Raw genomic sequence first — 24688 nt, 5'->3', positions numbered from 1 at the left:
CATGAGTGAAACGCGTGTGTTTTTGTTGCCGGACCTGGGCGAGGGCCTCACCGAGGCCGAGCTGGTGTCCTGGCACGTTGCCGTTGGCGACGAGATCTCTGTTGACCAGCCCATTGCCGAGGTGGAGACCGCGAAGTCCACCGTTGAAGTGCCCTCCCCGTACGCCGGGATTGTGGCCGAACTGCACGGGCAGCCGGGCGAGACCCTGGACGTGGGGAAGCCGCTGATCTCGGTGATGCCCGTCTCCGCCCCTTCGCCGGACGACATTGCTGCAAGCAGCATGTCATCCGGCTCCGACAGGCCCGATGCCACTCCCGGGGCGGCATCATCCGCGTCGACTGCTGCTGAAACTTACCGTGAGGAGGAGCGGGCCGGTTCGGGAAACGTCTTGATCGGTTATGGCACTCCGGGCGGCCACGGCGTAGCCCGGCGGACCCGCGCGCCCAAGTCATCCGTCGCGGTGGCTGAGCCTGCCGATGCCAAGCCTGCCGAGGACGATCTCTCCCTGCTGCGCACGCGGGTCCCCGGCAGGCTCGGTGCCGTGATTTCGCCGCTGGTCCGGCGCATGGCCCGGGAGCACGGCGTGGACCTCGGCGAGCTCCCCGGCTCCGGCGAGGGCGGGCTGATCATGCGCCGCGATGTGGAAAAGGCCATCCATGCCCCGGTGGCTGAGCCTGCCCAAACCAGGCCCGTTGAAACCAGGCCTGCCGCGACTCAGCCTGTCGAAACCGCGGGCGCTCCGGAGGGCGTCGACGCCCGGACCGGGCTGCCCATCGCTTCCCGCACGCCGGTCAAAGGGGTTCGCAAGGCCGTCGCCGCGAACATGGCGCGCAGCCGTTCGGAGATCCCCGAGGCGACAGTCTGGGTGGACGTGGACGCCACTGGCCTGCTGGAGCTTCGCGAAGGGCTCAAGGCCGGCGGGTCCCAGGTGCCGGGCCTGCTCGCCTTCATCGCACGATTTGTCACAGCTGGGCTAAAAAAGTATCCGGAGCTCAACACCCGGATCGAGACCGCGTCCGATGGGTCCCAGGAGATCGTCTCGTTCGACGGCGTCAACCTCGGCATCGCCGCCCAGACCGACCGCGGCCTGGTGGTCCCGTCCGTCCGGGCAGCCGAGAAGCTGACCGCACGCGAACTGGACGCCGAGATCCGCCGGCTCACCGACGTCGCACGACAGGGCAAGGCGACCCCCACGGAGCTCGGCAGCGGCACCTTCACGCTCAACAACTACGGCGTGTTCGGCGTGGACGGCTCCGCGGCGATCATCAACCACCCCGAGGTGGCCATCCTGGGCGTGGGCCGGATCATCGACAAGCCGTGGGTGGTGGACGGCGAGCTCGCGGTCCGCAAGGTCACCGAGCTGACGCTCACCTTCGACCACCGCGTCTGCGACGGCGGCACGGCAGCCGGCTTCCTCCGCTTCGTGGCCGACGCGATCGAAAACCCGACCACCCTCCTCGCCGACATCTAACCCACCCCCCGACGCTCTCTCACTTAATGTCGGTTTAATCCCAACCATCTCTCACTTGATGTGGGTTTTACCAAACCGTCTCTCACTGGATGCCGGAACTGACCCTTTGGATAGGGGACGTACGACGGCGGCCGCGCGCCGCCGTCGTTCGCCTTACCCCGGCGTCTGGTCAGCAGGCCCGGGGCGGTCCGCTGGGATCGTCAGCGCCGGCGATGCGCCAGATGGCCCCGTCCCAGGACATCCGGTACTGAATAGTCCAGTCTGAGCAGGTTTGGCCGTCCCGTCCGTCCGCCGATGCCTGCTCGGTGCGCAGGACGGCGTCCACCGTGAGCTGGGCCCCGGACCCTGTAATTGAGTTGATGGTCAGCGCGCGCCAGAATGAGGTCCTCAGGCCCGCCTTCCACGTCTCGAACCCTTGAACCTCCGCTTGCAGCTCCGGCGTCAAGACAGCGAAAGCGGCTTCGTACGCGGCGCGGTTGATTCCCTGGCCATGCCTGAGCAGGCTCTGAATGACCCCGGACGCCTGCTCGTGGTCCGAATTGTTTGTTGTGATGATGTTGCTGCTGGTCGTTTCCGCCTCGTTGCTGCAGCTGGTCGGCGGAAGCGGAGTGCTCCGCTGGCCCCAGTCCGCTGCCGAGGCCGCGGCCATCGGCGCCTGCACGGCGTACCCCACACCCTCCGCGCCGAAGTCGTCCGCGCTTCTAGTGCCCAGCACCCACGCGCGTTTCGCGCTCACCACTCCCACCACCTTGCCGTCCATTAGAACCAGCGGGCCGCCGCTGTTGCCGGGGTTGATGGCGGTGTCCGTTTGTATCAGCCCGCGCAGTGTCCCTGCATCGCTGTTCACCTCCTGGTTCAGCGCGCTCACCCTTCCCGACGTAAAGGTCAGGCCGCTGTCCAGGGGGAACCCCAGGGCAGCGACTTCAACTCCTTGGGCCGGAACGGCCGGGGCGAAGCCGAACTGATGGCCGGAGAGTGCTTTTGCGGTTTTCAACAGGGCCAGGTCCTGCGTGTCATTGATCCCCAGGACCCGGGCGGACGTGTACTGGCCGTTGACGGAGACGTTGATGGCCACTTCGTTCTTGGCCACGTGGGCCGCCGTCATGATCAGGTCGTCCGCCACAAGGAATCCGGTACCCGCGCCGCCGCCGTCGCACAGGGTGACGGCGAGTTCGGCCACTCCGGAGTTGACCAGTTGGAAAGTCTCGGCCCAGGTCTTCGGCGCTGGCGTTCCGGTTGGCGTTGGCGTCATGGTCGCCGTTGCTGTTACCGAGGGAGTCGCGGCAGGCGGCGTGGAAGGGGGCGCGCCCTGTGGAGGTGCCGGCGAGGGCACGCACGCCGTCGCCAGCATCAGAACCAGGAGAGAGGGGGCGAGGCGGATATTGGTCTGGGCAGCTTTGCACTTCATGGGGCATCCTTATCTACGGTTCGTCGTGCCCAGGCCCCAGCCCCAATGCAGTAGGGCCACGCTAGCTAACGCCCAGGTGTGTCACAAAGCGCGACACGCGGCGGGGACTACCCCAAGTGGCCGTTGCATGTTGAGTTCCTGGATCTGCGATGCAGTCCAAAACTGCTCTGGGGATCGCGTGCGAAAACGGAGAGCCGGCTATCCGCATTCCAAATATGGGGAGGCTAGTTCATTGACTCATTTACGCGTTGTCGACATGCTCATAGCAACCCCTTCGGACGCTCAACTTGGAAGGGTCGACGCTTTTCCGGCCAAGAATATGACAACGGCCTACGCTGCGCGGTCGCGACATCGCTGTCAGGGCTTGCCCGATATTATCTGCAATTTTTTGCCCCACTGCGGGAGAGTTATGCCCCTCGCAGTTTAATTTGGAGGCTCTTATGTTTGGAAAATCCCATCGTTGGCTTGTGCCGCTTGCCGGGATTCTTGCGGTGCTTTTCATAGCCCCCTCCGCGGGCGCAGCAGTCAGCCGTCCTCCCGAGGTGCAGAATTTCTCATTCAACTTGGACGCGAAGAAAAAACAAGGGTGTTCCTTCGACGTCACAGTCACGGGCACCGGCGGGAAAATCACGCAGATAGTACTTCGCGACGGGCGCATTTTCTTCGCGGGGAAGGGTGTGCTGTTGACGTATACCAACGACACAAACGGCAACACCTATTCAGTCAACACCTCCGGATCAGTGGCTAAGTACGAGGTGAACCCGGACGGAACGGTCACGGCGACCTACACCGGCCACAACGGATTTGTTTACTTCGGGAACGATGCCCCTGGTGCCGGGATAACCCAATACACGGGAACGCTAGTTCTCACCCTGGAGTCGTTCGACACCTTCAAGGTGTTGTCTGTTGACGCTACCTCGGGTACCGCCGTGGATGTTTGCGAGGCCATCAAGTAGAAAAGAGTCTTAGATGTGAGAGATACCTATAACGGCGGTGTCCGCTGCCGTTGTAGGTGTCTTTACGTCTGCACAACACAACACCCTGGCCACAGCGGCCCGCCCGGCACGCCAGTCCGCCCGGGACGGCCACCAAGGCGGCGCCGGGGCCGACGGCTTCCTTGCGAATCGACGCTGATCCGCCGCCTCCGCCATCGGCCCCAGTCTGTTTTCAACACTTTGGACCCGGCAGCTCAAGAACAGGCAGGCATTGCGTCAAGAATTCCTCAAGACTGAAACGGTCCCAGCGGCCCCGGTGGTCCCGAGGGGGATGACATGCGGGCGGCCTTCCGTGGGTTCATGCACCACGTGCGCGTCCAGGCCGAACACCTCCAGCAAGCGGGCGGGCGTGACGACCTCCGCGGGGGTGCCTTGCGCCATGATGGCACCGTCCTTCATGGCAATGATGTGGTCCGAGTACCGGGCCGCGAGCGAGATGTCGTGCAGGACCATCACCACTGTGCGCCGGTGCTGCCGGTTCAGCCTGCGGACAAGTTCCAGCACGTCCACCTGGTGCGCCAGGTCCAGGTAGGTGGTGGGTTCATCCAGGAGCAGGATCCCCGTTTCCTGCGCCAGCGTCATGGAGATCCAGGCGCGCTGCCGCTGGCCGCCGGAGAGGTCGTCCAGCGGTGTATCGGCCAGTTCCAGGATGTCGGTGGCAGCCAGGGCCGCCTCCACCACTGACTCATCGGACACGGAAAACTGCTGGTACCACTTCTGCCGGGGGTGCCTGCCCCGGGACACGAGGTCCGCCACCGTGAGTCCCGACGGCGCCGTGGGCGTCTGCGGCAGCAGGCTGATCCGGGTGGCAATATGGCGGGTGGAATGCTTCCTCAGCGGGGCGCCGTCGAGGAACACCTCGCCGGCCCGCGGCGCCAGGAGCCTGCCCAGCCCCCTCAGCAGGGTGGACTTGCCGCAGCCGTTGGGGCCGATGATCGAGGTGACCTGCGCGTTGGGGATCTCGAGCGAGAGGTTGCTGATGATGTTGGCACCCTCGTAGCCGAGGCTGAGTCCGCTGGCGCGGAGGCCCTCCTGCCGGTCTGTGGACGTGTTCAACTCAGCCTCCGCTGGTACTTGAGGATCAGGTGGATCAGGAAGGGCGCGCCCACGACGGCCGTAGCCACGCCCACGGGCAGGGGAGCAGCAAGGACGTTCGCTGACAGTGTGTCCGCCGCGAGCACGAAGATGGCGCCCACCAGGGCGGAGACACCAATAGGGGGAACCACTGTGGAGGCCAGGGCGCGGGCAATGCGGGGGCTGGCCAGCGCAACGAATGCCACCGGCCCGGCTGCCACCGTGGCCACCGAAGCGAGCAGGACGGCGATGGTGAGGACAACCAGCCGCACGGTGCCGATGCGGGCGCCGAGCCCGACGGCGGTGTCCTCACCCAGGCTGGTCAGCAGCAGCCACCTGCCGCTGGCCATGGCCGCCACGAGCAGCACGGCCGCGCTAAGCGCCAAGGGCTGCACGGTCTCCCATTCCTTCCCGTTCAGGGAACCCATCATCCAGGTGAGGGCCTGGGCGGCACTTGTCACGTCGCCCAGCGTCAGGATCCAGGTGGTGAGGCTTGCCGCCAGGCCGGAAATTCCAAGCCCGGCCAGCACCAGGCGGTAGCTGTCCAGGCCCCGCCGGTAGGAGAGCACGTACACGGCGAGGCCGCTGAGGATGCCGGCGCCGAACGCCGCCGCCGGCATGCCTACAGTTGCCGCCGCACCGCTGAGCCCGGCATGCCCGCCGCCGGCGATCACCAGCACGCTGACGGCGCCCAGGGATGCCCCTGCCGTCACGCCCAGCAGGTCCGGGCTGGCCAGCGGGTTGCGTGCCACGGTTTGGGTGATGGCGCCTGCCGCGGCGAGGCAGGCACCGACGACGACGGCGGCAACCATGCGGGGTGCGCGGAACTCCGTCACCGCGAGGTGGATCCGGGGATTGGAGTCATCGCCGAGCAGGGCCCGGAGGACATCCGGGTATGCGATGGGGGTGCCGCCGAAGGCGACATGCAGCGCCATGGCGGCCACGGTGCCAAGGACGAGCAGCCCGGCAACAACCATGGCGCGGACGTTGAGGCGGACCGATACCGGCCCGGCGCGGAGCGCCCTGATGCTTGTGGCGCCCGCGCCAGGCCTTCGGAGCTGTGTTTCCTGCAGGACGGTCATAGCGTTGCCAGCCTCCGGCGCCGGGCCAGGCATACGAAGAACGGGGCGCCCACCACGGCCAGGACCACGGCAACGGACAGTTCCCCGGGGCGGGCGATGAGCCTGCCGGCGGTGTCCGCGAGCAGCACCATGGTTGCCCCGGTGAAGAGGGACAACGGAACGAGCCACCGGTAGTCCGGGCCCGTGATGGCACGGGTGAGGTGGGGGACCAGCAGCCCCGCGAAGGCGATGGGTCCGGCCAGCGTGACGGCAGTTCCGGCCAGCAGGGTGACGGCGCCAATGCCCACAGCACGGGCGCGCAGCACGGAGATGCCTAGGGAAACGGCGGTGTCTGATCCCAGGGCGAGGGCGTTCAGGGCGCGGATATTCGCCAGGGCAAGCGCCACCCCGGCAACGATAAACGGCCAGACCAGGTCAAGGGCGCCTGATCGCCCCGCCAGGGATCCCACCTGCCAGAACCGCAGGGTGTCCAGGGCCTGGTCGTTGAGCAGGACGATTCCCGCCACCAGCCCGGAACACAGGGCCGTGACAGCAGCGCCGGCCAGGACCAGGGTGACCGGGGTGGCGCCGTAGCGGGCCGCCGAACCGATCATGAACACCAGGACACTCGCCGCCAGCGCTCCGGCGAAGGCCAGCACCGCCTGGGTGAGGGCGGGGAGGTCGCCGGCCACCGCCGTCGCCGCAACGATGGCCAATGCCGCGCCCTGGTTGATGCCGAGCAGGCCGGGGTCCGCTACCGGATTACGGGTGTGTCCCTGCACCAGGGTCCCGGCCAGGCCCAGGCAGATCCCGGCGCAGACGCCCAGCACCGTCCGGGGCCACCGCAGTTCACGGATGGTCACGTCCATCACGTCCCCGGCGGGGGTGAAGACCGCGTGCCACACCTCCTGCAGCGACGAGGGCTGGCCGCCGATGCACAGGCTGAGTACACAGGCCGCGAACAAGGCGAGGGCCGAAGCCAAAAGCCACGCCGTCCGGTTTCGGGGCGCCTTCCTGCCGGGGACGCCTGCGGGACCAGGGGAGGGATGCGCCGTCCGGGCTACGAACGGACCCGGCACTGGTCCAGCATTAAGCGTCTTCACATGCGGCTTTCTATTACGTCACGGGTTTGTGAGCTAATCCCCGAAGTCCTGCTACAGTCTACGGCAGGCACAGGTAAGCCTTACCTAACGCCTCGCATCCCCCGTAATCTTTCGAAGGCATCCCCGTGAAAATTCGCATCACCCGCCAGCTCACCGCTGCCGCCGCAGGCATGATGCTCCTGGCCACCGCCGCCTGCGCCTCCCCGGCAGCCAGCACCAGCAGCACCACCTCCACCGCCGCGGAAGCGGCCGGCTTCCCGCTGACCATGGACCACACCATGGGCTCCACCACCATCGAATCCGCCCCCAAGCGCGTCGTTGCGCTGGACCCGAGCTACATCGACGCAGCCCTCCTGCTCGAGGCTGACCTGGTGGGCTACGTGCAGTACAGGCAGGACCCCACCGCTCCCTTCGCCCCTTACCTCGGCGACGTCGCCGAGGCCACCAAGGACTCGGTGAACGTGGGGACCCTGGCCGAACCCAACCTGGAGAAGATCCTCGAACTGCAGCCGGACCTGATCGTTTCCGCCAAGGTCCGCCATGAGGCCCTGTACACGCAGCTGTCCAAGATCGCGCCCACCATTTTCTCCGTGAGCACCGGACCCACGTGGAAGGAAAACGTGGTCTTCCTCGGCGAGGCCCTGGGCAAGAAGGCAAAGGCGGAAGAGCTGGTCAAGGCCTATGAGGACCGTGCCGCAAAGGTTGGCGCTGAGATCCTGGCCAAGAAACCGGACGCCACCTACTCCCTGGTCCGGTTTACCGGCGGCGACACCGCCCGCCTGTACTCCTCCAAATCGTTCATCGGCGAGATCATGGCCGACATGAACATCCCGCGGCCCAAGGACCAGCCGGACAGCGAGAAGGAAATCTTCGTGCCGCTGTCCGCGGAGCAGATCCTGCAGGGCGACGCCGGCCTGGTCATGGTCAGCGCGTTCACGCCGGCTGGAGCCGAAGGTGACAAGGCCCGCGCCCAGCGGGAGGCCTTCACGTCCAACCCGCTGTGGCAGCGGCTCCAGGGCGAAGTCATCGACGTGGACGACGCCACGTTCCTGGCCTCGGTCAGCATCCAGGGCGCCCACGCGGTGATCACCGACCTGGCCAAGCACTACGGCGTGGACCCGCAGCTGCCATAATGCTGCGAACGGCTGCTTCAACACCGGTTTCCCGGCACCCTGTCCGGGTATTCGAGGCAGTGGTGGCGGAGGTGCGGGACCTGGGCCCGCACTTCCGCCGCATCACACTGGCCGGCCCGTCGCTGCGGGCTTTCGGGGTGCCGGGGCCCACCCTGGACCTCCGCGTCAAATTGATCCTGCCCAACCCCGGGCACCCCCTCACAACCCCCGGTGCCCCCGACGGCACCCTGCAGGCGGGCTGGTACCAAACCTGGCTCCGGCAGGAGCAGCCGGGCCGGGGTTTCATCCGCAGCTACACCGTCCGTGCCCTCCGCCAGGCTCCCGCCGGGCCGCGCATCGACATCGACTTTGTGCTCCATGACGGCCCCGGCGCCCACGCCGGGCCAGGTTCGGACTGGGCGCGGAACGCCGTGCCCGGGCAGCCGGCATGGTTCGTTGGACCCGACGCCTCAGCGGTCACTGCCGCCACGCCCCTCCCGGAGGCCGGCATCAACTGGAAGCCGGGCGATGCCGGGCACGTCCTGCTCGCCGGCGACGAAACCGCCGTCCCGGCCATCAGCTCGATCCTTGAGGCCCTTCCCGCGCACCTCTCCGGAAACGCCTACCTGGAAGTCCCTGATGCAACAGACGTCCAGCCAATCACTACCCGAAGCCGCGTCAGGATCATCTGGCTGAACCGCGACGGCGGCGCCGTCCCCCACGGCCGGCGCCTGGAGCAGACGGTCGGGCACGCCGTCGCTGGCAACAGCATCCTGCGGGGCACCTACGCATGGGTGGGCGCTGAGGCGGGAACCGTGAGGAACCTCCGCCGCTGCCTTGCTGGCGCCGGGCTCGATGCACGGACGTCCGAGTTCCGCGGCTACTGGAGCCACGGCAAGGCCGGTTCCGGGGCCAACGGCATTCCGCTGGCAGCTACCTAAACAGGTACCCGGGCGAGAGTTGAATCCTAAATATGAGTACTCGGTACTCGTGACGGGCTGCGGCGTCGCTCCTAGGCTGAACTGAAGGGGGTGAACCGGGCGCTCCGTTCCTGCCCGGAGTTCCCCCTGCGGACCACGCTGGGAGGACACATGGCAAACAGCCCCCGCAATTCACCCGGGGAGTCGATCAAGGAGCCTGTGCGGACCGTCGGAGCCGTCCTGACGACAATATTCCTGGCGCTCATAATCGGCTCGCTCAGCGTTGCAGCAAATTCCCCGGGGCCCCAGCCTGCAGAAGGGAAAGGCGGAGAGCCAGCGGCCCAGGCGACTGCCTCGGCGCAGCCCCCTACGGGTGCTTCTTCCCCGCAGCCAACTGCTGATCCTGGGCCGCCGCAGCCAATTGCCGAGGCCGGCTCTCCGGAACCCATTGCGGAAACCGCATCCCCGGAACCCACCAAGGACGGCGGGTCCGGGCCGGCTGCCAGTACCGAGTCCCCACCCTCCCTTGAGGCCGTGCCGGTGGGAGACCTGCCCGGCTGGAGGCAGGTCTTTGTGGAGGATTTCACGGACGGGGACGTACCCCTTGGCGGTTTTCCCGGCATCTACGGGTCGAGATGGAGCGTGACCTACACGGACGGCACGCCAGACACCCATGCCAAGGGCCAGGAAAAGGGCGCCAGAACGTCCGGCTATTTTCCATCCAAGGTTTTGAGCGTCCATGACGGCGTCCTGGATATGTACCTGCACTCGGAAAACGGAGTCTCCATGGGGGCTGCACCGTCCCCGAGATTCGCCGGCACTACCCAGCCGCCGTACAACAGCCAGCTCTACGGGCGCTACTCCGTGCGTTTCAAGGCAGATTCCCTGCCGGGCTTCAAGGTGGCCTGGCTGCTCTGGCCCGTCAGTAAGCAGTGGCCGCAGGACGGGGAGATCGATTTCCCGGAAGGGGACCTGTCCAAAGTCATCTATGCTGCGTTGCACGGCATCGGCCCGGACGGGCACGATACCGACGTCTTCCGTCCCAACGTTCCGTTTACGTCCTGGCATGTGGCAACCACCGAGTGGAGCCCCGGGCGCATCGAATTCTTTCTTGACGGCAATTCCATCGGCGTCGCCACGTCAATGGTCCCGGACAAGCCGATGCGCTACCTCCTGCAGACCGAGTCCTGCCTGACAGGCTGCCCGGCACCCGACGCCAGCGGCCATGTGTACGTCGACTGGGTAGCCATCTGGGCCAGGAACTAGGCACGGACTGCCCGGCTTTTCCGGCATGCCCGGCCACCGGCATGCGTGCGCGTCCCGGGAACTTCAAGGCATGCTGGGTACAATCAACGCCTAGACGAACGCACACTGCTTTGCCGGAGGTACGGAGAAACAATGTCGGAATGGCTCGAAGTCGGCGCGGACAACTACGTGCTGGTCACCGAAGGATCGCTGCTGAACACCGGACTGGTGGTGGGGTCCGAGCGGGCCATGGTGATCGATACCGGCTGCGGCCCCCGGCAGGGGCGGGAAATCCTGGACGCGGTGCGGGAAAAGACCCAGCTGCCTCTCGTGGTGGTCAACACCCACGCACATTACGACCATTTCTTCGGCAACGCGGTGTTCGCGGAAGCCGGCGTCACCGAGTTCTGGGCGCACCAGAACTGCGCCAGCGAGATCGATGAACGCGGGGACCTCCAGCGCCGGTTCGTGGGGACAATCGAGCCGGAGATGTCCACCGGCGAAGGACAGAACGTGGAGCTGGTGGTCCCCAACGCCATCGTGCGGGACCAACCTGTGCTGGTGGACCTGGGCGGGCTGGCGGCCACCCTGTTCTACCTGGGCCGGGGCCACACCGACGGTGACCTGCTGGTGGGCACCCCCACCACGCTTTACGTGGGCGATCTGGTGGAGCAGGGCGCGCACCCGTCCTTCGAGGATTCGTACCCGGAGGAGTGGGCGGACGTGCTCCGCCACATCTCCGCGCTCCGCCACCGCTACGAGTTCCTGATCCCCGGGCACGGGAAGCCGTGCAGCGACCAGTTCGTCAAGACCATGGCCCACACGCTGACCACCGCGGTCCGCCAGGCACGCCAGTCCATCCGCGACACCCCGGACGATGCCACCAAGGCCATCCCGGTCCTGCCCTACGGGCCGGAACAGTCGCGCTGGTTCATTAAGAGGCTCCAGGAGACCCGCCGCGAGCACTAGCCATAGTGGAACGTACGACGGCGGCCGCGTGCCGCCGTCGTACTTCTTCCGTTGTCCGGGGCGTACCTTCCGCCTGGTCGCCCGGCGTTTTCCCAGCCCGCCCCGCCTAGGATGTTCCTCATGAAGGTTGCCCGAGAGGCGAACTCCGCTGCCCTGGTAATAAACGCCGGGGCGCGGCTGGGGGCGGCGGCGCCGGAGCTGGCAGCGGACACACTGCAGCGGGCCGGCCTCCCCGTCTCCTCCGTGCACCACGTGCTGTCCGGCGCGGAGCTGCCCGGAATGCTCGACCGGGTGGTTGCCGACGGGCACGACCTGGTGGTTGTTGGCGGCGGTGACGGGACGGTCTCCTACGCCGCCGGCCGGCTCGCCGGGACCGGAATCGTACTCGGTGTCCTGCCGCTGGGAACCGCCAATGACCTTGCCCGCACGCTGGAGATACCGGGTGATCTTGCCGGGGCCTGCGCTGCGCTCGCCGGCGGGAAGGTGGTGGACATCGACCTGGGGCGGGCGAATGGCATGCCCTTCCTGAACGTTGCATCCGTTGGCCTGTCAGTAGGTGTCACCGAGACACTCAGCCCCCGCCTGAAGCGGTACCTCGGGCCGGCGGCCTACGGCGTGGCCGCCGTGCGCGCCTACGCCCGGCACCGGCCGTTCCGCGCCCGGCTCGAGTTCCCGGACGGGGACCATGACGCGCTGGAGCTCAAGGATATGCTGCAGGTGGCGGTGGGCAACGGCCGGCACTACGGCGGCGGCAACACGGTCTCGCCGACGGCCGGGATTGATGACCACCTCCTCGACATTTATGCAATCCCCGGAGCGCCGCTCCGCGAGCACGTGCGGATCGCGCGGCTGCTGAAGGACGGCAGCTTCGTGGAGCGCCACGGGGTGTACCACCTGACCACCCGGCGGGTCCGGCTGGTCACCGAACCGCCCATGCCGGTGAACCTCGACGGCGAGATCGCCACGGACACGCCCGCGGAGTTCACCATCGAGCGCAACGCCGTGCACGTGGTGGTGCCGGCAAGCAGCACCAGTGCGCGGTTCGATGGCTAGCGGGCGACGCCGGCCGGCTGGCGGTGCGTTCAGGTCCAGGCAGGACTGGCTCAAGTACGGCGGACTTTTCGTGCTGGCCGTGGTGGCGTTCGGGGTGGCCGCCATTGCCCTGATGGGGCCCCGGAACCCGGACGAAGCTGGTCCCGCGGCCGCGAGCCCGTCGGCAGCCGCGCCGTCGGCTACTGCTTCCGTGGCGCCGTCGCCCGCTTTCACGGGTACCGCCACGCCTCCAACGCCCGGAACCTTGGGCATTGAGCTGCCCGCCGAGCCTGCCCTGCTGATTCTCGGTGATTCGTACACAGCCGGGGTGGGGGCGGACCAGCCGGACCAGGGATGGGCGTACCTTGTTGCCGCGGAGCTCGGCTACCCCGCCACCGTGGACGGCGCGGGCGGAACCGGGTTCGCCTGGGGCGGCGGGGCGCAGGACGAGCAGGGCGAAGAGTACGAAGTCCGGTTGCGGAGGATCGCCGCCAACCCCGCCTTTGTGCCCAACGTCCTGGTACTGCAGGGCGGGCAGAACGATGCCGCCGTCCGTAACCCAGCTGAAGTGGAAGCCGCCACTGCCCAAACCATCGAGGCGGCCCGCAGGTTCTGGCCGGGCGTCCAGGTGGTGGTGCTGGGGCCGTCGGCGCCGCGGCCCCTGGCGGAGGAACTGCGCGGCGTGAACAGCGCTGTCCGCGCCGGCGCCGCGGCTGCCAATGCGCCGTTTATTGACGCCGCGGAGGGCAACTGGTTCACGGGCGCCAACAGTCCGGGTTTCGACGCCGACGGCGCCCACCCCAACACCGCCGGCCACGCCCACATCGCCGGGAAGTTCCTGGAATCCTGGGCCGGCTTGACTCGTTGAGGAGGGCGGCAGGCGCCAAGGCTCCCGAAGCCGCCCGAACCACGTGGTGGGAATTTGTAAAACGAGTAGGCAATACGCAGGCGCCGAAGCGAGGGGATGCGTAGAGTCTGCGCATGGCGAATGTAATTGAACGAAAGCACGGGCGCCGCAGGGGGCCGGGTCCGGCCAAAGGAGGCCGCCCGCCGCTGGTTATCCTTGGTGTCGTCTTGCTGGTGGTCCTGGTTCTGGCCGCCTACGTCCTGATGCGTGGCTGAGCCGATGCACGTTCCAACCGCGGCATGACTCGCATGGGATTCTCCTGCGCCGGCCGTTACCTACCGGAAAACGGCACCTGCAGGCTACCTTGAGCCTGCTTCAGTAGATCCGGGGCCGCGCAGAAGAGGCGCTCAAGCTTGGGGCCGAGCTTCGAGGCTTCCACCCGTGCTTTGGCAGTGCATCCTGCACGCACCAGCGATTCCAACTCCCGGCAGTGCGCTTCTGCCTCCCAGGCGCCCGCCATGGACGAGGTGATCCGCAAACTGACCAGGGCGTCCAGGACCACGTCCGGGTCTTCGTCGTCCAGGGCCAGGAGGATGCGGGACCAGCGGCCGGGAATCATGCCCAGGTAGTCAGACAGAAATCTGAGCGCGATTTCCGGGCTGAGATCGTCGCCAATTTTCATGAGCTGCGCGAGGTCCAACGCTGGCGCTTGCCCAGCCGTCCGTGCCCCTGGGCCTGAGCTGTCCGCAACAACAGTCCGCGGGACCCGGACCTCACCGGACACAATTTTCACGCCGATACCCATGAGGTTTACCCCGTTCAAGTGACGGGCCGAGCCACAGCGGCCCGGCCGAACCACTTGATTCTGGCGGTCCACCATCAAGAAAGCGCCGTTCCCAGAATCAACATTCCATCAATTCTCGGCTGGCCGGTCGGTGGCGTGCCTTCCCGTCATTTGCTGAGGGCCGGGACTTTCGCTTCGCGGATGATGGCGTCAGCGTAGCCCAGGGCGTAGCCGGTGGCATTCGGGTGGAAATTCATGCCGTTGAAGGGGTCGGCGGGGTCGAAAAAGAACCAGGAACCGGGCAAGCCGACGCCGTGCCCGGCGAACTCGTCCGTGACGCTGACATAGACGGTGCCGGGGGACTTCTTGGCCGCCTCCTTGATGACCTTGTTCAGGGTGTCCGTGCCCTTGTTGAAGACCTTCGCCGCTTCATTGGTGATGTAGCCGTTGGCCCCGACCTCCGGCGAGAACAGGTGCGGATAGCCCAGTGCCACGATTCTGGCATTCGGTGCCTGGGCGCGGATGGCTGCGTAGGCAGCGGTCAGGGCAGGGAGGACCACCGCCTGGGCAACGCTTTCCGCGGCCTTGACCTCCGCCGCACAAATGTCCAGGGGGTACCGCATGCAGGCTCCGAGCAGGTTCCCGAACCCAACGTCGTTTCCGCCGGCGGTGATGGTCACCAGGTCCGTTTCCGCGTTCAGCACTCCGGCCGCGGATGCCACGTGGACCTGCATGGGCACCATGGCGGCGGTCCAGCCCGCGCAGGCGGCGTTGGCCGTGAGCTGCACGTCGTCCTGCGCGTCCAGCACGTCGGCGTAGCCCGGCGAGGCCTGGTAGCACGGCTGCAGCCCGGCGGGGTAGAGCGGAGAGATGGTGACATTAGGGGAGGCGCCGATGCCGGAGGTATAGGAATCCCCCAAAGCGACGTAGTCCAGCGGTGCCGGGGCCTGCGCGGCTGCCGGCGCAGCGACGGAGCCGGCCACCAGTCCGGTGACGACGGCGGCCAGCAACCCCAGGCGCCCCGCGATACCCCTGCAGGAGCGGGCGCCTCGGCCTGCCACTGGCTCAGAATGCGCGGTCCGGGTTTCTCTGTACGACGGGTTCTTCATGTTCTTCTCCCTGGCGTAGTGCCAGGTGCCGTGGCCTCTGGCTTATGTGTCGAGCGGTCCGCCCAGCTCTACCTTCCGCGGCGTTACTACAGCGTTACTGGCACGGGCATACCGTCAGGCTATATTGAATTACCAAGCAAAGTTAGTAATTGGTCTCCGGGGGGAACCATGGCTCCAATCAGTAGTAATCCGTATCGGCGCTCCTGCTGATGGAACCCTGGGGAGCGGTTGTCCTCGCCGCCGTGATTGCGCCGGTTGCTGCCTACTTGGCGTGGACACTGCTGCGCAGGCAGAACCGAAAATCCGCTGCCGCTTCCAGGACGTCCCGTCTCCTGGAAGCTGTGCTGGCCCCAGCAGGGAATGGTTGTGGACTATTGGCCCGGACGGCAGGTTCACGTTCTCCGGGCCAATGTCCCGCGAGCTCATCGGATATGACCCCTCCGAGCTCCTCGGCCAGCACTTCAGCCAGGTTATGGAACCCGATGACCTGGCCCGGGCGCTGCAGGACCGGGTGGGCCTGGAGGCTAATGACTCCTCATGGACCGGCCTCGTGACCGCGATCCGTCACCGGAACGGCAGCCGGGTCCTTGTTGAGGTTTCCGGCAGGCCCATCTTTGACGGCCAGGGGCAGGTGTGCGGCTTCGAGGGGACCACGCGTGCCCTGGACGTGCCGGCGGCCCATGACGCTGCAGCCGAAGAAGCCCGCGCCGGGGTGGAAGCCATGCTTTCTTCCCGAACTTTGTTGACGGCGTTCCAGCCGATTCGAGCCCTGGATTCCGGCGCCGTGATCGGCGCGGAGGCGCTGACCAGGTTCCTGAGCGCTGATGATCCCGGAATGTCCCCGCAGGCCTGGTTTGTGGAGGCTGCCTCCGTGGGACTGGGTGTGGATCTGGAAATTATCGCGCTTCAATCGGCGCTGTCCGCCGCGGTGTCCCTCCCGGAGGACCTCTACGTGGCAGTCAATCTTTCCCCCGGGGCCTGCCTTGATAACCGGATATCCAGCGTGGTGCAGGGAAGCGCCATTCCGGTTGGACGCGTTGTGCTGGAGCTGACGGAACACCATGGGGTGGCCGACTACGGCCGGCTTGGAGAAGCCTTGGCCCCACTGCGGCGCGCAGGTTTGAAGATCGCCGTAGACGATGCCGGTGCAGGGTTCGCCTCCATGCGCCACATTGTGGAGCTCAGGCCGGACTTGATCAAGCTCGACCGGGACATCATCACCGGCATCAATGCCGACGCCGGCCTGCAGGCCTTGGGCGCCGCCATGGTCAAGTTCGCGGGAGAGATTGGTGCTTCCCTCGTTGCCGAAGGGATTGAAACCGAGGCTGAACTTGCGGCTGTGCGGAAGCTGGGCATGGGTGCAGGCCAGGGTTACCTGCTGGGCAGGCCCACTGTAGCCACAGAGGAATGGAAACTGTGGTCTGGGACAAGCTCTAACCACAGCCCCTCCACCCGCCGGGCGGGGCGGCACAACCATCCATAGCCTGCGGGGACCACACCCATCCCGGGGCCATTGTGCTGCGAATCACAGAAGACCGCCGAACCTCCTCGGCGGCCCCTCGGTAGGGAGCAGAAAATGAACAGAAATTCCAAACTGGCCATTGGCGGCGCCGCAGCAGCAGTAATCACAGTGGTATCCCTGGGTGCCGGCCCCGTCCTGGCCAATAACGGGAAATCGTCGGACAAGTCGGTGACGCTCACCGCTGTGCTCAGCGAACTGAACGGATCCGGCGCGTCCGGCACCGCTACGGCCGTGGTGAAAAACCAGAAAATCGAACACATTGAGGTCCACGCTGAGGGCCTGACGCCGGACGCGCCCCACGCCCAGCACATCCATTACGGCAACGACGCCCTGAACGAGTGCCCCACCCTCGCCCAGGACGCGAACCTGGACGGCCGCATCAACACCGTTGAAGGCATACCGGCCTACGGCCCGGTGGTGGTATCGCTGAACACCACCGGGGACACCACGCCGGCCAGCTTCCTCGATGTGGCCCGCTTCCCCGTCTCCCGCGACGGGATCTTGAGTTACAGCCGGGACAACATCGAGTTCACCGACGTCGCCGGAACAGGCTACCCCGGTGCCGGCGGACTCGGGACGGCCAAGCAGATCGCGGATTCCATCCGGGACGGCGAAGGCGTCCTCGTGATCCACGGGCTGGACTACGACGGCAACGGAACCTACAACTTCAGTGACCCTGAAGGCGGAAGCGAACTGAATGGTGACCTGCCGGCCGAAGCCACCGACCCGGCGGTCTGCGGCGTCCTGCGCTGACCCCCAGGCGGGACTGGCCGCTGCTGGGGGCGGCCAGATCCAACAGCCCCTGAAAACACTCCAGGGCGGGGCATCGGAAACAGCCAGTCGGGTGCGTCAATTCAATTGCGCCCTAGCGTCCGGTGTACGGGAAATCAGACCGCATGATGGGCCCGGAAAGCCCTTAGCGCATCTTCCCTAATCCATTTCCTGGTCAGAAAGACGTCCAGGGAACAAGACGCCAGGAGAGTCGCCCAGGAGACCCATACGGGTGCAAGACCCGCAAAAACCAATGCCATGACTGCAAGGACCAGGGCCCCGGAGGAATAGTTGTAAATTCGCCGCCCCGACGTAGCTTCCAGGGCATCTTGCCGCTCGCGAAAGTAGTTCAGCATTGAGTTCCTCCGGGAGGCTAAGGGCAATATCCGCCATTGTAACGGCGTGCTATATCCTTCCCCTTCGCTCCGCTTTCACCTTTAGCAAGACCGGCAGTATTCAGGGCCTACTCCGGGCATGTGTCTGAGGAACATACTTAACGGTGGGGGACGGCAGGAATTCTCAGTGAGGAGAAGCCATGTTGCAGGCCCTGATGTGCAGATTGAACATCCGCCACGATTGGCATGTGGAACACGCCGAAGACGGCGGCCTGTACAAGCGATGCCGTTGCTGCGGTAAGGACGATGACCGCGGCGGAGGCGGGACCGGCGCCCCCGGCACCTGGGCAGGCCCCGCGGGAATGGGCTGACCGCGCGCCATGGGTCCTCAATTCCGGCTGCTGTGTCCCGCCGCAATCGGAGCTGTGGCCGTCGCTGTCCTGGTCGGCGCGTGCACATCCCCCAATCCCGCCGCTCCCAGTCCTGAGCCCCCGGCCGCCCCCACCTCGGAGCTGGAAACCTTTGCCCGCGGCGCCGTGGAGGCCGGCGCGCCGGCGGTGGTCATCCATGTGCGCAACGGCGGCCGGGAGGAAGCAAAAGCCTCCGGGGCCAGGGACCTGGACTCGCGTGAGCCCGCCCGGCCAGCGGACAGGCTGTGGATCTCAGGCGCCGGAGCGCCGATGGTGGCCGTGTCCGTCCTCAAGCTCGTGGAGAAGGGCGCCATCCGCCTGGACGATCCGGTTTCCGATCACCTGCCCGACTTTGGCGCCATCTTCCCGGGCTGGCAGCGGACCACAATCCGGGAGCTGCTCGGCAGCCGCTCGGGGCTCCCGGACTACATTCCGCGCTTGCTCGGGACCCGGACGGTGGAAGAGCTGCAGACCAGCGTGCTGACCTTCGAAGAAAGGCTCAGGATCGCGGCCGGAACGCCTGCCTCGCCTGGGCCGCTGTCCGAGGCGGCGTGGTCCGCAACCGACTGGGAAGTGCTGGCATGGATGCTGGAACGGATCCATGGCCGTACGCTCGCCGATGTCCTCGGCGCGGACGTCTTTGAGCCCGCAGGCATGGGTAACACCCTGGTTGCCGTTCCGGGACCGCCGCCGGAGCCCATGCTCCACGGCTACGTGCTGGCCGGCGGAAACAGGATTGACTTCACCCGCACGGACATCGTCGCGGGGTCCGGCGATGCCGGCATCATTTCCACCGTTGCAGACCTGAACGCATTCTTCGCCGCCCTACCAGCGGGACGGCTGGTCAGTATGGAGGCGTGGAAGTCAATGGTGGAGGGAAACCCGTGTGTTCTGGGGGGACTCCAGCAGACGGAAGGGATCTGCCCCGGCCAGCGCCACGTCTTTGTGTACGGCGGGGGAGGCGCGTACAACGTGCAGTCCATTTCCTCGCTGGACGGCCAGCAGCAGGTCTCCGTGGGCATGGCGCTGCCGCCGGCGGAACTGGACGTGTCCACCGTCCCGCCGCTCGTTGCCCGGATGGAGGAGGCTGCCCGTTCCACAGCAGCCAGCATGTGCGCACCCGCACGCCCGGCTGATCCGTGAGGGGTACGACGGCGGCCGCGCGCCGCTGTGGCGGCCCATGCGCGGGTGTTGCGCTTGGCGGTGCCGCCCCTGACACCGCCAAGCGCTGAGACCCATCGGTTTCCCGACTCAAGGCCGCGATATTACTGGACCCAGTTCCAGCCGCACCCCCATGCGCCGCTGCCTTTCACTGATTAGTCTGGGCTGCCATCCTCAAGGGAAGCGGCAGTTAGCGTCAAGAACGTCCCAAGACTTCCTCAAATTCCGGGCCAGGCAACCGGGCGTCGCTCGATCGGGAGCCCCGCCGCCTTCCATTCAGGGAAGCCCTCCTCGAGCCTTACGGCAGTGCGTCCTTCGTCCGTGAGCTGCCGCACGGCCTCGTCCGCAAACAGGCAGTACGGTCCGCGGCAGTAGGCCACGATTTCGCTCCCTTGCGGGACCTCCCGCAGCCGGGACCTGACGTCCGGGAGGGGCAGGGAGATTGCACCGGGGATATGTCCGGCGTTGTACTCCGGCTGTGGCCGCACGTCCAGCACCACGACGTCGCCCTGCCGCAGCCGCAGCAGCAGGTCGTCGCGCGTGATCATGCTCAGGTCGGCGCGGTCGCCGACGTAGGCGCGGACGAGCTCGCCCAGCTCCCCGGCGTGTGTTTCGGCTGTCTCCCGAAGTGCCCGCCATAGCCGTTCCACTGCAGGGCTGGCGAGGGAGTAGTAGATTCGCGTCCCCGAACGCCGTGAGGAGGCGAGGCCGGCCCGCAGCAGGCGCTGCAGGTGCTGGGATGTGTTGGCCATGCTCTGGTGGATCTCTGCTGCCAGCTCTTCAACCGGCCGCTCGCCCTGGGCGAGGACATCGATGAGCTGGGCCCTCCGGCCGTTCCCTATTGCCTTGGCAGCTTCCACAAGGACGTCGTAGAGCGCATCCTTGTCCTGCTGGTCGCCCATCTGCGCCTCCTATTCAAGATATCTCTTGACAAGCCTACCTCGACGGGTTTCTTATTCAAGTACCTACTTGAATAAGAAAGGGGGTGGTGGCCATGTCCACCATCCAGACGCCACACCAGCAAGAGTCCCGGCTCCGGACAGGAGCGGGCCTCATGACTTTGGCCGGGCTGGCCTTCGTGGGGTACGCCGTGATCTTTTTGATCATGAACTTCACGGACGCCTTCCTCGAACTGGGCATCGGGCCCGAGCAGGTGGACAAGGGGAAGGCGGAGATCGAGGCGTTCAGCCCGCAGCTGTATCACTACATCAGCCACCTGCACATCGCGGTCAGCGGCTTCATTGCGGCAACCGGCCTGGCTGTCGCAGGCTTGTCCTGGTTCGGGGTGCGCCGTGGAGAACGGTGGGCCTTCGCCACCGCGGTCACCGTCCCGATCGTTGGGCTCGCAGTGGCCCTCCCCGCACATTACCCGTGGGGCCTGGCCACGCTGGGGCACCTCGGCCTGATCTACCTCGCCGTGCTCATTTTCCTGGTGGGGGTCGTGGCGGCCTACAGCGGAATGCGAAGCTCCGCGGCTGAGCACCACTGACGCCGGCTCGAAAGTGACGTACGACGGCGGACGCGTGCCGCCGTCGTACGTCACCCTGGGTGCCTGGCCGGAGGGTTGCCGGCATGCCTCCGGCCGGCATCATCCCGGACGTTGCTTCCTTAGCCGACGTGCCCTGAGCCGGTTGACCCTGGCCTGCGGTGTCCTGGGCGCCCACGGATTCCTTTTCCGGACCGTCCATCGTCCCCGCGGGCATGCCGTACCGAGGCTGCGTCCAGCCAGCACCCAGCGCAGTTACGGAAACGTTATATATGCTGGGTTGGTGGTTTTTAGGTCAAGCAGCGGAAATTTGTCAGCCCCAGAACGTAACGCGATACCGGAAACAAGCCTCATCGCCGGGCGCAAGCACGCCCTCGACGGGCTCAGGACTGTTGCCGTGGCGGGGGTGTTTTTCTTCCACGCGGCAACCACCCTGGTGCCGGGCGGCTCCATCGGGGTGGACGTCTTTTTCACGCTCAGCGGCTTTGTGATCACCCTCCTCATCATGAAGGAGCACCTGGCCACGGGCCGGCTGCGGCTGGGCGTCTTCTACGCAAAGCGGCTGGCCCGGCTGTGGCCGGCCCTGCTGGCGCTGTGCGGAGTGATCCTCAGTGTGGGCGTGGCCTTCCCGGCGTCAAAGTGGGCCGGCCAGGAAGGGTTCGTCCTCCCGGCCGCCGCGTACGTGATGAACCTGGCCCGCTTCGGAATGTTCGGCGACTCCGTGGCAGGTGAAACCCTTGGCCCCACCTGGACCCTGGCCGTCGAGGAGCAGTTCTACCTGGTGTGGCCGCTGCTCCTGCTGGTGCTCCTGCGGTTCTGGAAGGTCCGCACGGTCGCCTGGATCACCGCAGGCCTGGCTGCGGCGTTCCTGCTGGAACGGTTCGTCCTGGTCCTGCTCGGGGCGCCGCTGAACCGCCTCTACAACGGGCCGGACACCCGGGCCGACGAACTGCTGATCGGCTGCGCCCTGGCCCTCGTGTTCACAGCCATCACACCGGGCTCCCGGTTCCACGCAAGCCTCCTGGCGGCGGCGCGCTGGGCCGGACCGGCCGCCGGGCTCGTCCTCCTGGCCGCCGTGTTCCTGCTGAAGGAGCCGGACACCCCCGGCCCCTGGTTCAGTGCCTTTTGGACCGCCGGGCCCGCCGTGCTGTCCCTGCTGGCGGCCGTCCTGATCGGATCGCTCATCCTGCAGCCGGCGGGCTGCGCCGCCCGTGTCCTCAGCCACCCGTGGCTTGCCGGTCCCGGCCGCGACCTCTCCTACGCCTTCTACCTCTGGCACCTGCCCGTCTACCTGCTGCTGATGCCGCTCGTTCCCTCGCTGTGGTTCCGCGTGCCGCTGGCCGCAGCGGTAACCGTGCTGCTCGCCTATGCGTCCCACCGCCTGGTGGAGGCGCCCGTCCGCCGCTGGGCAAATACAAGGCTGGAGCCCGCCGTCGTCCGTTCATCTCCGGAAGCGGCGCGAAATTCCGCACCGGCACCGGACCGCCGGCCCGAACTGGTGTCAGCAGGCCGGGAATCCTAGCCTGCGGCGTCAGTGCGGGCGTTGATGTTGTTCTGGACGATGGTGGCCAGTGTGCGGAGCACTTGCTGGTCCGAGGCGCTGAATGCCCGGGGGCGCTGGTCGATGACGCACAGCGTTCCGATGTTCCAGCCGCGCGGCCCGTGCAGGGGATAACCGGCGTAGAACCGGATAAAGGGTTCCCCGATGACGAGCGGGTTGGTGGCGAACCGGTCATCGGTGAGGGTGTCGTTGATGATCAGCATCGTGTTCAGCCGCACGGTATGCGTGCACAGCGCGACCTCCCGGGGCGTCTCCTCGCGAAGGGGACCCACCACGGACTTGAGGAACTGGGTATTTTCGGCGATCAGGGACAGTGACGCAGCGCCAACGCCGAAATAGTCCTTGGCGGTTTCCACAACCTGGTCAAAGATTTCCACTGTGCCTCCGTGGAGCAGGTCGGTCTCCCGAAGGGACTGGAGCCGTTCCTCCTCCGCCCTTTCAGGCGTCAGGAGGAACCTGCCCGCAGCTCCCAGGCCGGCCAGCGCATCCTCGCCGGCACGTCCACGCCCGTGCCGGGGTCCCTCGCCCGGCGGCTGCGCCGCTGCGGGCCCCGAGCCGGCACTGTAGCCCCGTTCGAATTCGGGCAAAGACAGTGCGCCGTGAAGGTAGGCATGCAGCTCAAAATCGGAAAAGGGCCGCCCGCCAAAGTAGGTCGGCCAGACGTGCGCCGGGTCCAAGCCGGCAACAACCATGGCCGCAAGCTTGAGCCGCCGCTCTGAATCGTCGCTCATGCTGTGCGCCCGGGCATGGCAGGCGCATCCAACCCATGCCGCCGTGCTGATTTACAGGCCATGCTAATCAGTCTACTTACTAATTTCGCATGCCCCTAAACCAGCAGAGGATGATGTCCACATTGTGCCGCCGCAGCGGAGCGTCCTTCACGCCAGGCCAGGGCCTTGCAGCGGCGGCGGGGGGTCAGGCAGCGGGCTCGGCCGTCTGCGCCAGCCACGCAGCCTGGTACTGCCCGCTACGGGCGGCCGGGGGAGCTTCGCGGTGCTCAGCACACTGGACCTCGGCAGTCAGCGGGCCGCCGCCGTCGTCCTTCTTATAGTGCGTCACGTGGTTGGTGTTCCTGCCGCACGTAATGCAAAGGGCCTGGTGCTGTTTAGTCCACATGCATGAATAATACGGTCGGGCCTGTTTCGCACAAGTAAAAGTCCCCAAACGCGTGGAAATCCGCAGCGGGAGTGCGGGGACTTTTAATTTGTTGTTTACTTCCGCGGCGCAGGTTATTAAAGTCATGTCTGTCATAGTCCAGATGGGCGCCGGGGGGCGTCTGGGAGGGGGTAGCGCATCACCACTGACCGTAACCAGAAGACAATTGACCACTACGTTGAAAGCCCCTCCCATGAGGGGCTTTCCCCTTGCCCGGCCAGCCCGGCTGCTCCTTCGGGCCGGGGGCCCTGCCTCAGGATTCGAACCTGGCCGCCGGAGCGCCGCTGGGCAGCGCCTTGAGGATGTTCTCGGCGACATTGCGGACCTTGAGGTTCCGCTGCCGCGACGCGCTGGCCAGCTTGATGAAGGCTTCGGGGTACGTACAGCGGTTCTGCGCCATGATCACCCCGCACGCCACGTCGATGGAGGTGCGGCTTTCCAGCACAGACTTGAGGTTGTCTCCGGCGGACCGGACGCTGCGCACCTCAAGGGCCAGCCGCATGCTGTGCGTTGCCACCCCGGCAAACCATTTGGCCTCGGCCAACAGGCCCTGCGGGAGCCCGGTGCCGGTGCGCCCCAGGAATACCAGGGCGCAGGATGTGCCGCCGGCCAGCCCCAACGGGACGGCCACGGCACCGCAATACCCGGCATCCGCGAGCCGCCGGCGATACGTCCGCCACCGCACTGACGTGTCGCCGTCGACCGCCACCGCGGCGGCAGTGCTCAGGGCCTGCATCAAGGGCCCGTCCCCGTACCGGTCCTCCGATGCCGCCAGTTCGGATGCGGCCATGCTGCTCCCGGCAGTGACCGGGGTGCACCCGCCACGCGCCAGTACCGCGGCGCAGTCGAGCCCTGGCCCGGCCGGCCCCTCCACCGCCTTCGCAGCGGCCTCGGTCAGCCGCTGCAGGGAGTCCAGTTCTGTGTCCATCCCGGTTATGAGGTCCAGCAGGAACCCGGGCCGGTCCTGGCGCCTGCCGTCAGTCGCCGGATGTGCTGCCACGCTTTTGCCCCCGTCCACGTTCCGGCCTGCGCCTTGCCGAAGCGCGGGCTTTCCCTGAACTTAGTGGAGCGGCACGGAAAGGGCACGAGTAGCAGGTACTCTATTTTTCCTGCCCGGCAGTTGGACTACTTGCTTGGCGCACTGAACGGACCGGACC

24 protein-coding genes are annotated in these 24688 nt (G+C 66.6%); 14 read left to right on the top strand and 10 right to left on the bottom strand.

Features of this window, described 5'->3' with window-relative positions; all coding sequences use genetic code 11:
- The first annotated feature begins 1 nt into the window (after position 1).
- Positions 2-1471 carry a dihydrolipoamide acetyltransferase family protein gene (locus C3B78_RS15225; protein WP_104998798.1) on the top strand — a complete coding sequence of 490 codons (1470 nt, stop codon included), beginning with the start codon at positions 2-4 and terminating at the stop codon, positions 1469-1471.
- 169 nt (positions 1472-1640) lie between these two features.
- Here C3B78_RS15225 and C3B78_RS15220 read toward each other — a convergent pair whose 3' ends face one another.
- A complete protein-coding gene (locus C3B78_RS15220) occupies positions 1641-2879 on the bottom strand; it encodes a S1C family serine protease (RefSeq protein ID WP_104998797.1) in 1239 nt (412 codons plus the stop codon).
- A gap of 440 nt (positions 2880-3319) precedes the next feature.
- Between C3B78_RS15220 and C3B78_RS15215 the strand changes: the two genes are divergently transcribed.
- Positions 3320-3835 carry a hypothetical protein gene (locus tag C3B78_RS15215; RefSeq protein WP_158677258.1) on the top strand — a complete coding sequence of 172 codons (516 nt, stop codon included), beginning with the start codon at positions 3320-3322 and terminating at the stop codon, positions 3833-3835.
- 255 nt (positions 3836-4090) lie between these two features.
- On the opposite strand, the gene C3B78_RS15210 is transcribed toward C3B78_RS15215, so the two are convergent.
- From C3B78_RS15210 to C3B78_RS15200, 3 genes are read right to left on the bottom strand one after another with little or no spacing between them, the layout of a single operon-like run.
- Positions 4091-4930 carry an ABC transporter ATP-binding protein gene (locus tag C3B78_RS15210; RefSeq protein WP_104998795.1) on the bottom strand — a complete coding sequence of 280 codons (840 nt, stop codon included), beginning with the start codon at positions 4928-4930 and terminating at the stop codon, positions 4091-4093.
- Complete coding sequence (locus C3B78_RS15205) at positions 4927-6030, bottom strand: FecCD family ABC transporter permease (protein WP_234005415.1); 1104 nt, start codon at positions 6028-6030, stop codon at positions 4927-4929. The genes C3B78_RS15210 and C3B78_RS15205 overlap by 4 nt, the downstream gene beginning before the upstream one ends.
- Positions 6027-7112, bottom strand: a complete 1086-nt coding sequence (locus C3B78_RS15200) for a FecCD family ABC transporter permease (RefSeq protein WP_234005414.1) — start codon at positions 7110-7112, stop codon at positions 6027-6029. Before C3B78_RS15200 ends, C3B78_RS15205 begins: the two co-directional genes overlap by 4 nt.
- A gap of 125 nt (positions 7113-7237) precedes the next feature.
- Between C3B78_RS15200 and C3B78_RS15195 the strand changes: the two genes are divergently transcribed.
- The 7 genes from C3B78_RS15195 (at position 7238) to C3B78_RS19880 (ending at position 13512) form a co-directional block, all read left to right on the top strand.
- A complete protein-coding gene (locus tag C3B78_RS15195) occupies positions 7238-8245 on the top strand; it encodes an ABC transporter substrate-binding protein (protein ID WP_234005413.1) in 1008 nt (335 codons plus the stop codon).
- A complete protein-coding gene (locus C3B78_RS15190; RefSeq protein WP_104998793.1) occupies positions 8245-9165 on the top strand; it encodes a siderophore-interacting protein in 921 nt (306 codons plus the stop codon). The genes C3B78_RS15195 and C3B78_RS15190 overlap by 1 nt, the downstream gene beginning before the upstream one ends.
- Before the next feature lie 150 nt (positions 9166-9315).
- A complete protein-coding gene (locus tag C3B78_RS15185; protein WP_234005412.1) occupies positions 9316-10410 on the top strand; it encodes a glycoside hydrolase family 16 protein in 1095 nt (364 codons plus the stop codon).
- Between the two features lie 132 nt (positions 10411-10542).
- Positions 10543-11358 (top strand): MBL fold metallo-hydrolase, encoded by an 816-nt coding sequence (locus tag C3B78_RS15180; RefSeq protein WP_104998792.1) that lies wholly within the window; start codon positions 10543-10545, stop codon positions 11356-11358.
- Positions 11359-11478: 120 nt separating this feature from the next.
- Complete coding sequence (locus C3B78_RS15175; RefSeq protein WP_104998791.1) at positions 11479-12411, top strand: lipid kinase; 933 nt, start codon at positions 11479-11481, stop codon at positions 12409-12411.
- Entirely contained in the window at positions 12404-13258 is an 855-nt protein-coding gene (locus C3B78_RS15170; RefSeq protein ID WP_104998790.1) for an SGNH/GDSL hydrolase family protein, read from the top strand. The genes C3B78_RS15175 and C3B78_RS15170 overlap by 8 nt, the downstream gene beginning before the upstream one ends.
- 113 nt (positions 13259-13371) lie before the next feature.
- A complete protein-coding gene (locus C3B78_RS19880) occupies positions 13372-13512 on the top strand; it encodes a hypothetical protein (protein WP_199775264.1) in 141 nt (46 codons plus the stop codon).
- A gap of 56 nt (positions 13513-13568) precedes the next feature.
- On the opposite strand, the gene C3B78_RS19725 is transcribed toward C3B78_RS19880, so the two are convergent.
- Both C3B78_RS19725 and C3B78_RS15160 read right to left on the bottom strand, forming a co-directional pair.
- Positions 13569-13919, bottom strand: coding sequence for an Hpt domain-containing protein (locus tag C3B78_RS19725; RefSeq protein WP_158677257.1), 351 nt, complete (start codon positions 13917-13919; stop codon positions 13569-13571).
- Positions 13920-14188: 269 nt separating this feature from the next.
- The gene (locus C3B78_RS15160; protein ID WP_158677256.1) at positions 14189-15082 is read right to left on the bottom strand and encodes an SGNH/GDSL hydrolase family protein; all 894 of its coding nucleotides are present in this window, start codon (positions 15080-15082) and stop codon (positions 14189-14191) included.
- A 73-nt stretch (positions 15083-15155) separates the two neighbouring features.
- On the opposite strand from C3B78_RS15160, the gene C3B78_RS15155 reads away from it, so the two are divergent.
- The 3 genes from C3B78_RS15155 (at position 15156) to C3B78_RS15140 (ending at position 19311) form a co-directional block, all read left to right on the top strand.
- The gene (locus C3B78_RS15155) at positions 15156-16613 is read left to right on the top strand and encodes a sensor domain-containing phosphodiesterase (RefSeq protein ID WP_104998787.1); all 1458 of its coding nucleotides are present in this window, start codon (positions 15156-15158) and stop codon (positions 16611-16613) included.
- A gap of 93 nt (positions 16614-16706) precedes the next feature.
- Complete coding sequence (locus tag C3B78_RS15150; RefSeq protein WP_104998786.1) at positions 16707-17405, top strand: hypothetical protein; 699 nt, start codon at positions 16707-16709, stop codon at positions 17403-17405.
- A 778-nt stretch (positions 17406-18183) separates the two neighbouring features.
- On the top strand, positions 18184-19311 hold the full coding sequence (locus tag C3B78_RS15140) for a serine hydrolase domain-containing protein (RefSeq protein WP_234005410.1): 1128 nt from the start codon (positions 18184-18186) through the stop codon (positions 19309-19311).
- A gap of 236 nt (positions 19312-19547) precedes the next feature.
- Here C3B78_RS15140 and C3B78_RS15135 read toward each other — a convergent pair whose 3' ends face one another.
- Entirely contained in the window at positions 19548-20231 is a 684-nt protein-coding gene (locus C3B78_RS15135) for an ArsR/SmtB family transcription factor (protein ID WP_104998783.1), read from the bottom strand.
- 152 nt (positions 20232-20383) lie between these two features.
- Here C3B78_RS15135 and C3B78_RS15130 point away from each other — a divergent pair, with 152 nt between their 5' ends.
- Positions 20384-20818: a hypothetical protein gene (locus C3B78_RS15130; protein WP_234005409.1), complete on the top strand. Its 435-nt coding sequence runs from the start codon at positions 20384-20386 to the stop codon at positions 20816-20818.
- Positions 20819-21125: 307 nt separating this feature from the next.
- Positions 21126-22337: an acyltransferase family protein gene (locus tag C3B78_RS15125; RefSeq protein WP_104998782.1), complete on the top strand. Its 1212-nt coding sequence runs from the start codon at positions 21126-21128 to the stop codon at positions 22335-22337.
- Here C3B78_RS15125 and C3B78_RS15120 read toward each other — a convergent pair.
- From C3B78_RS15120 to C3B78_RS15115, 3 genes are all read right to left on the bottom strand, one after another.
- Positions 22334-23107, bottom strand: coding sequence for a GAF domain-containing protein (locus tag C3B78_RS15120; RefSeq protein ID WP_104998781.1), 774 nt, complete (start codon positions 23105-23107; stop codon positions 22334-22336). The two genes, C3B78_RS15125 and C3B78_RS15120, sit on opposite strands and share 4 nt — an antisense overlap.
- Positions 23108-23291: 184 nt before the next feature.
- The gene (locus C3B78_RS19720) at positions 23292-23492 is read right to left on the bottom strand and encodes a hypothetical protein (RefSeq protein WP_158677254.1); all 201 of its coding nucleotides are present in this window, start codon (positions 23490-23492) and stop codon (positions 23292-23294) included.
- Positions 23493-23784: 292 nt separating this feature from the next.
- Positions 23785-24531: a GAF and ANTAR domain-containing protein gene (locus C3B78_RS15115; RefSeq protein ID WP_234005408.1), complete on the bottom strand. Its 747-nt coding sequence runs from the start codon at positions 24529-24531 to the stop codon at positions 23785-23787.
- Positions 24532-24688: the final 157 nt, after the last annotated feature.

It is taken from the genome of Arthrobacter sp. PGP41 (assembly GCF_002953935.1).
Classification (GTDB): Bacteria; Actinomycetota; Actinomycetes; order Actinomycetales; family Micrococcaceae; genus Arthrobacter.
Note: the sequence above shows the minus strand (reverse complement) of the source record. Positions and strands in the feature narration are given on the sequence as shown.

What these genes read in the sequence shown, in the direction of transcription:
- C3B78_RS15225 (WP_104998798.1), top strand. Translation starts at nt 2, where the DNA reads ATGAGTGAAACGCGTGTGTTTTTGTTGCCGGACCTGGGCGAGGGCCTC.
- C3B78_RS15220 (WP_104998797.1), bottom strand. Translation starts at nt 2,879, where the DNA reads ATGAAGTGCAAAGCTGCCCAGACCAATATCCGCCTCGCCCCCTCTCTC.
- C3B78_RS15215 (WP_158677258.1), top strand. Translation starts at nt 3,320, where the DNA reads ATGTTTGGAAAATCCCATCGTTGGCTTGTGCCGCTTGCCGGGATTCTT.
- C3B78_RS15205 (WP_234005415.1), bottom strand. Translation starts at nt 6,030, where the DNA reads ATGACCGTCCTGCAGGAAACACAGCTCCGAAGGCCTGGCGCGGGCGCC.
- C3B78_RS15190 (WP_104998793.1), top strand. Translation starts at nt 8,245, where the DNA reads ATGCTGCGAACGGCTGCTTCAACACCGGTTTCCCGGCACCCTGTCCGG.
- C3B78_RS15185 (WP_234005412.1), top strand. Translation starts at nt 9,316, where the DNA reads ATGGCAAACAGCCCCCGCAATTCACCCGGGGAGTCGATCAAGGAGCCT.
- C3B78_RS15180 (WP_104998792.1), top strand. Translation starts at nt 10,543, where the DNA reads ATGTCGGAATGGCTCGAAGTCGGCGCGGACAACTACGTGCTGGTCACC.
- C3B78_RS15175 (WP_104998791.1), top strand. Translation starts at nt 11,479, where the DNA reads ATGAAGGTTGCCCGAGAGGCGAACTCCGCTGCCCTGGTAATAAACGCC.
- C3B78_RS15170 (WP_104998790.1), top strand. Translation starts at nt 12,404, where the DNA reads ATGGCTAGCGGGCGACGCCGGCCGGCTGGCGGTGCGTTCAGGTCCAGG.
- C3B78_RS19880 (WP_199775264.1), top strand. Translation starts at nt 13,372, where the DNA reads ATGGCGAATGTAATTGAACGAAAGCACGGGCGCCGCAGGGGGCCGGGT.
- C3B78_RS19725 (WP_158677257.1), bottom strand. Translation starts at nt 13,919, where the DNA reads ATGAAAATTGGCGACGATCTCAGCCCGGAAATCGCGCTCAGATTTCTG.
- C3B78_RS15150 (WP_104998786.1), top strand. Translation starts at nt 16,707, where the DNA reads ATGAACAGAAATTCCAAACTGGCCATTGGCGGCGCCGCAGCAGCAGTA.
- C3B78_RS15135 (WP_104998783.1), bottom strand. Translation starts at nt 20,231, where the DNA reads ATGGGCGACCAGCAGGACAAGGATGCGCTCTACGACGTCCTTGTGGAA.
- C3B78_RS15130 (WP_234005409.1), top strand. Translation starts at nt 20,384, where the DNA reads ATGACTTTGGCCGGGCTGGCCTTCGTGGGGTACGCCGTGATCTTTTTG.
- C3B78_RS15120 (WP_104998781.1), bottom strand. Translation starts at nt 23,107, where the DNA reads ATGAGCGACGATTCAGAGCGGCGGCTCAAGCTTGCGGCCATGGTTGTT.
- C3B78_RS19720 (WP_158677254.1), bottom strand. Translation starts at nt 23,492, where the DNA reads ATGTGGACTAAACAGCACCAGGCCCTTTGCATTACGTGCGGCAGGAAC.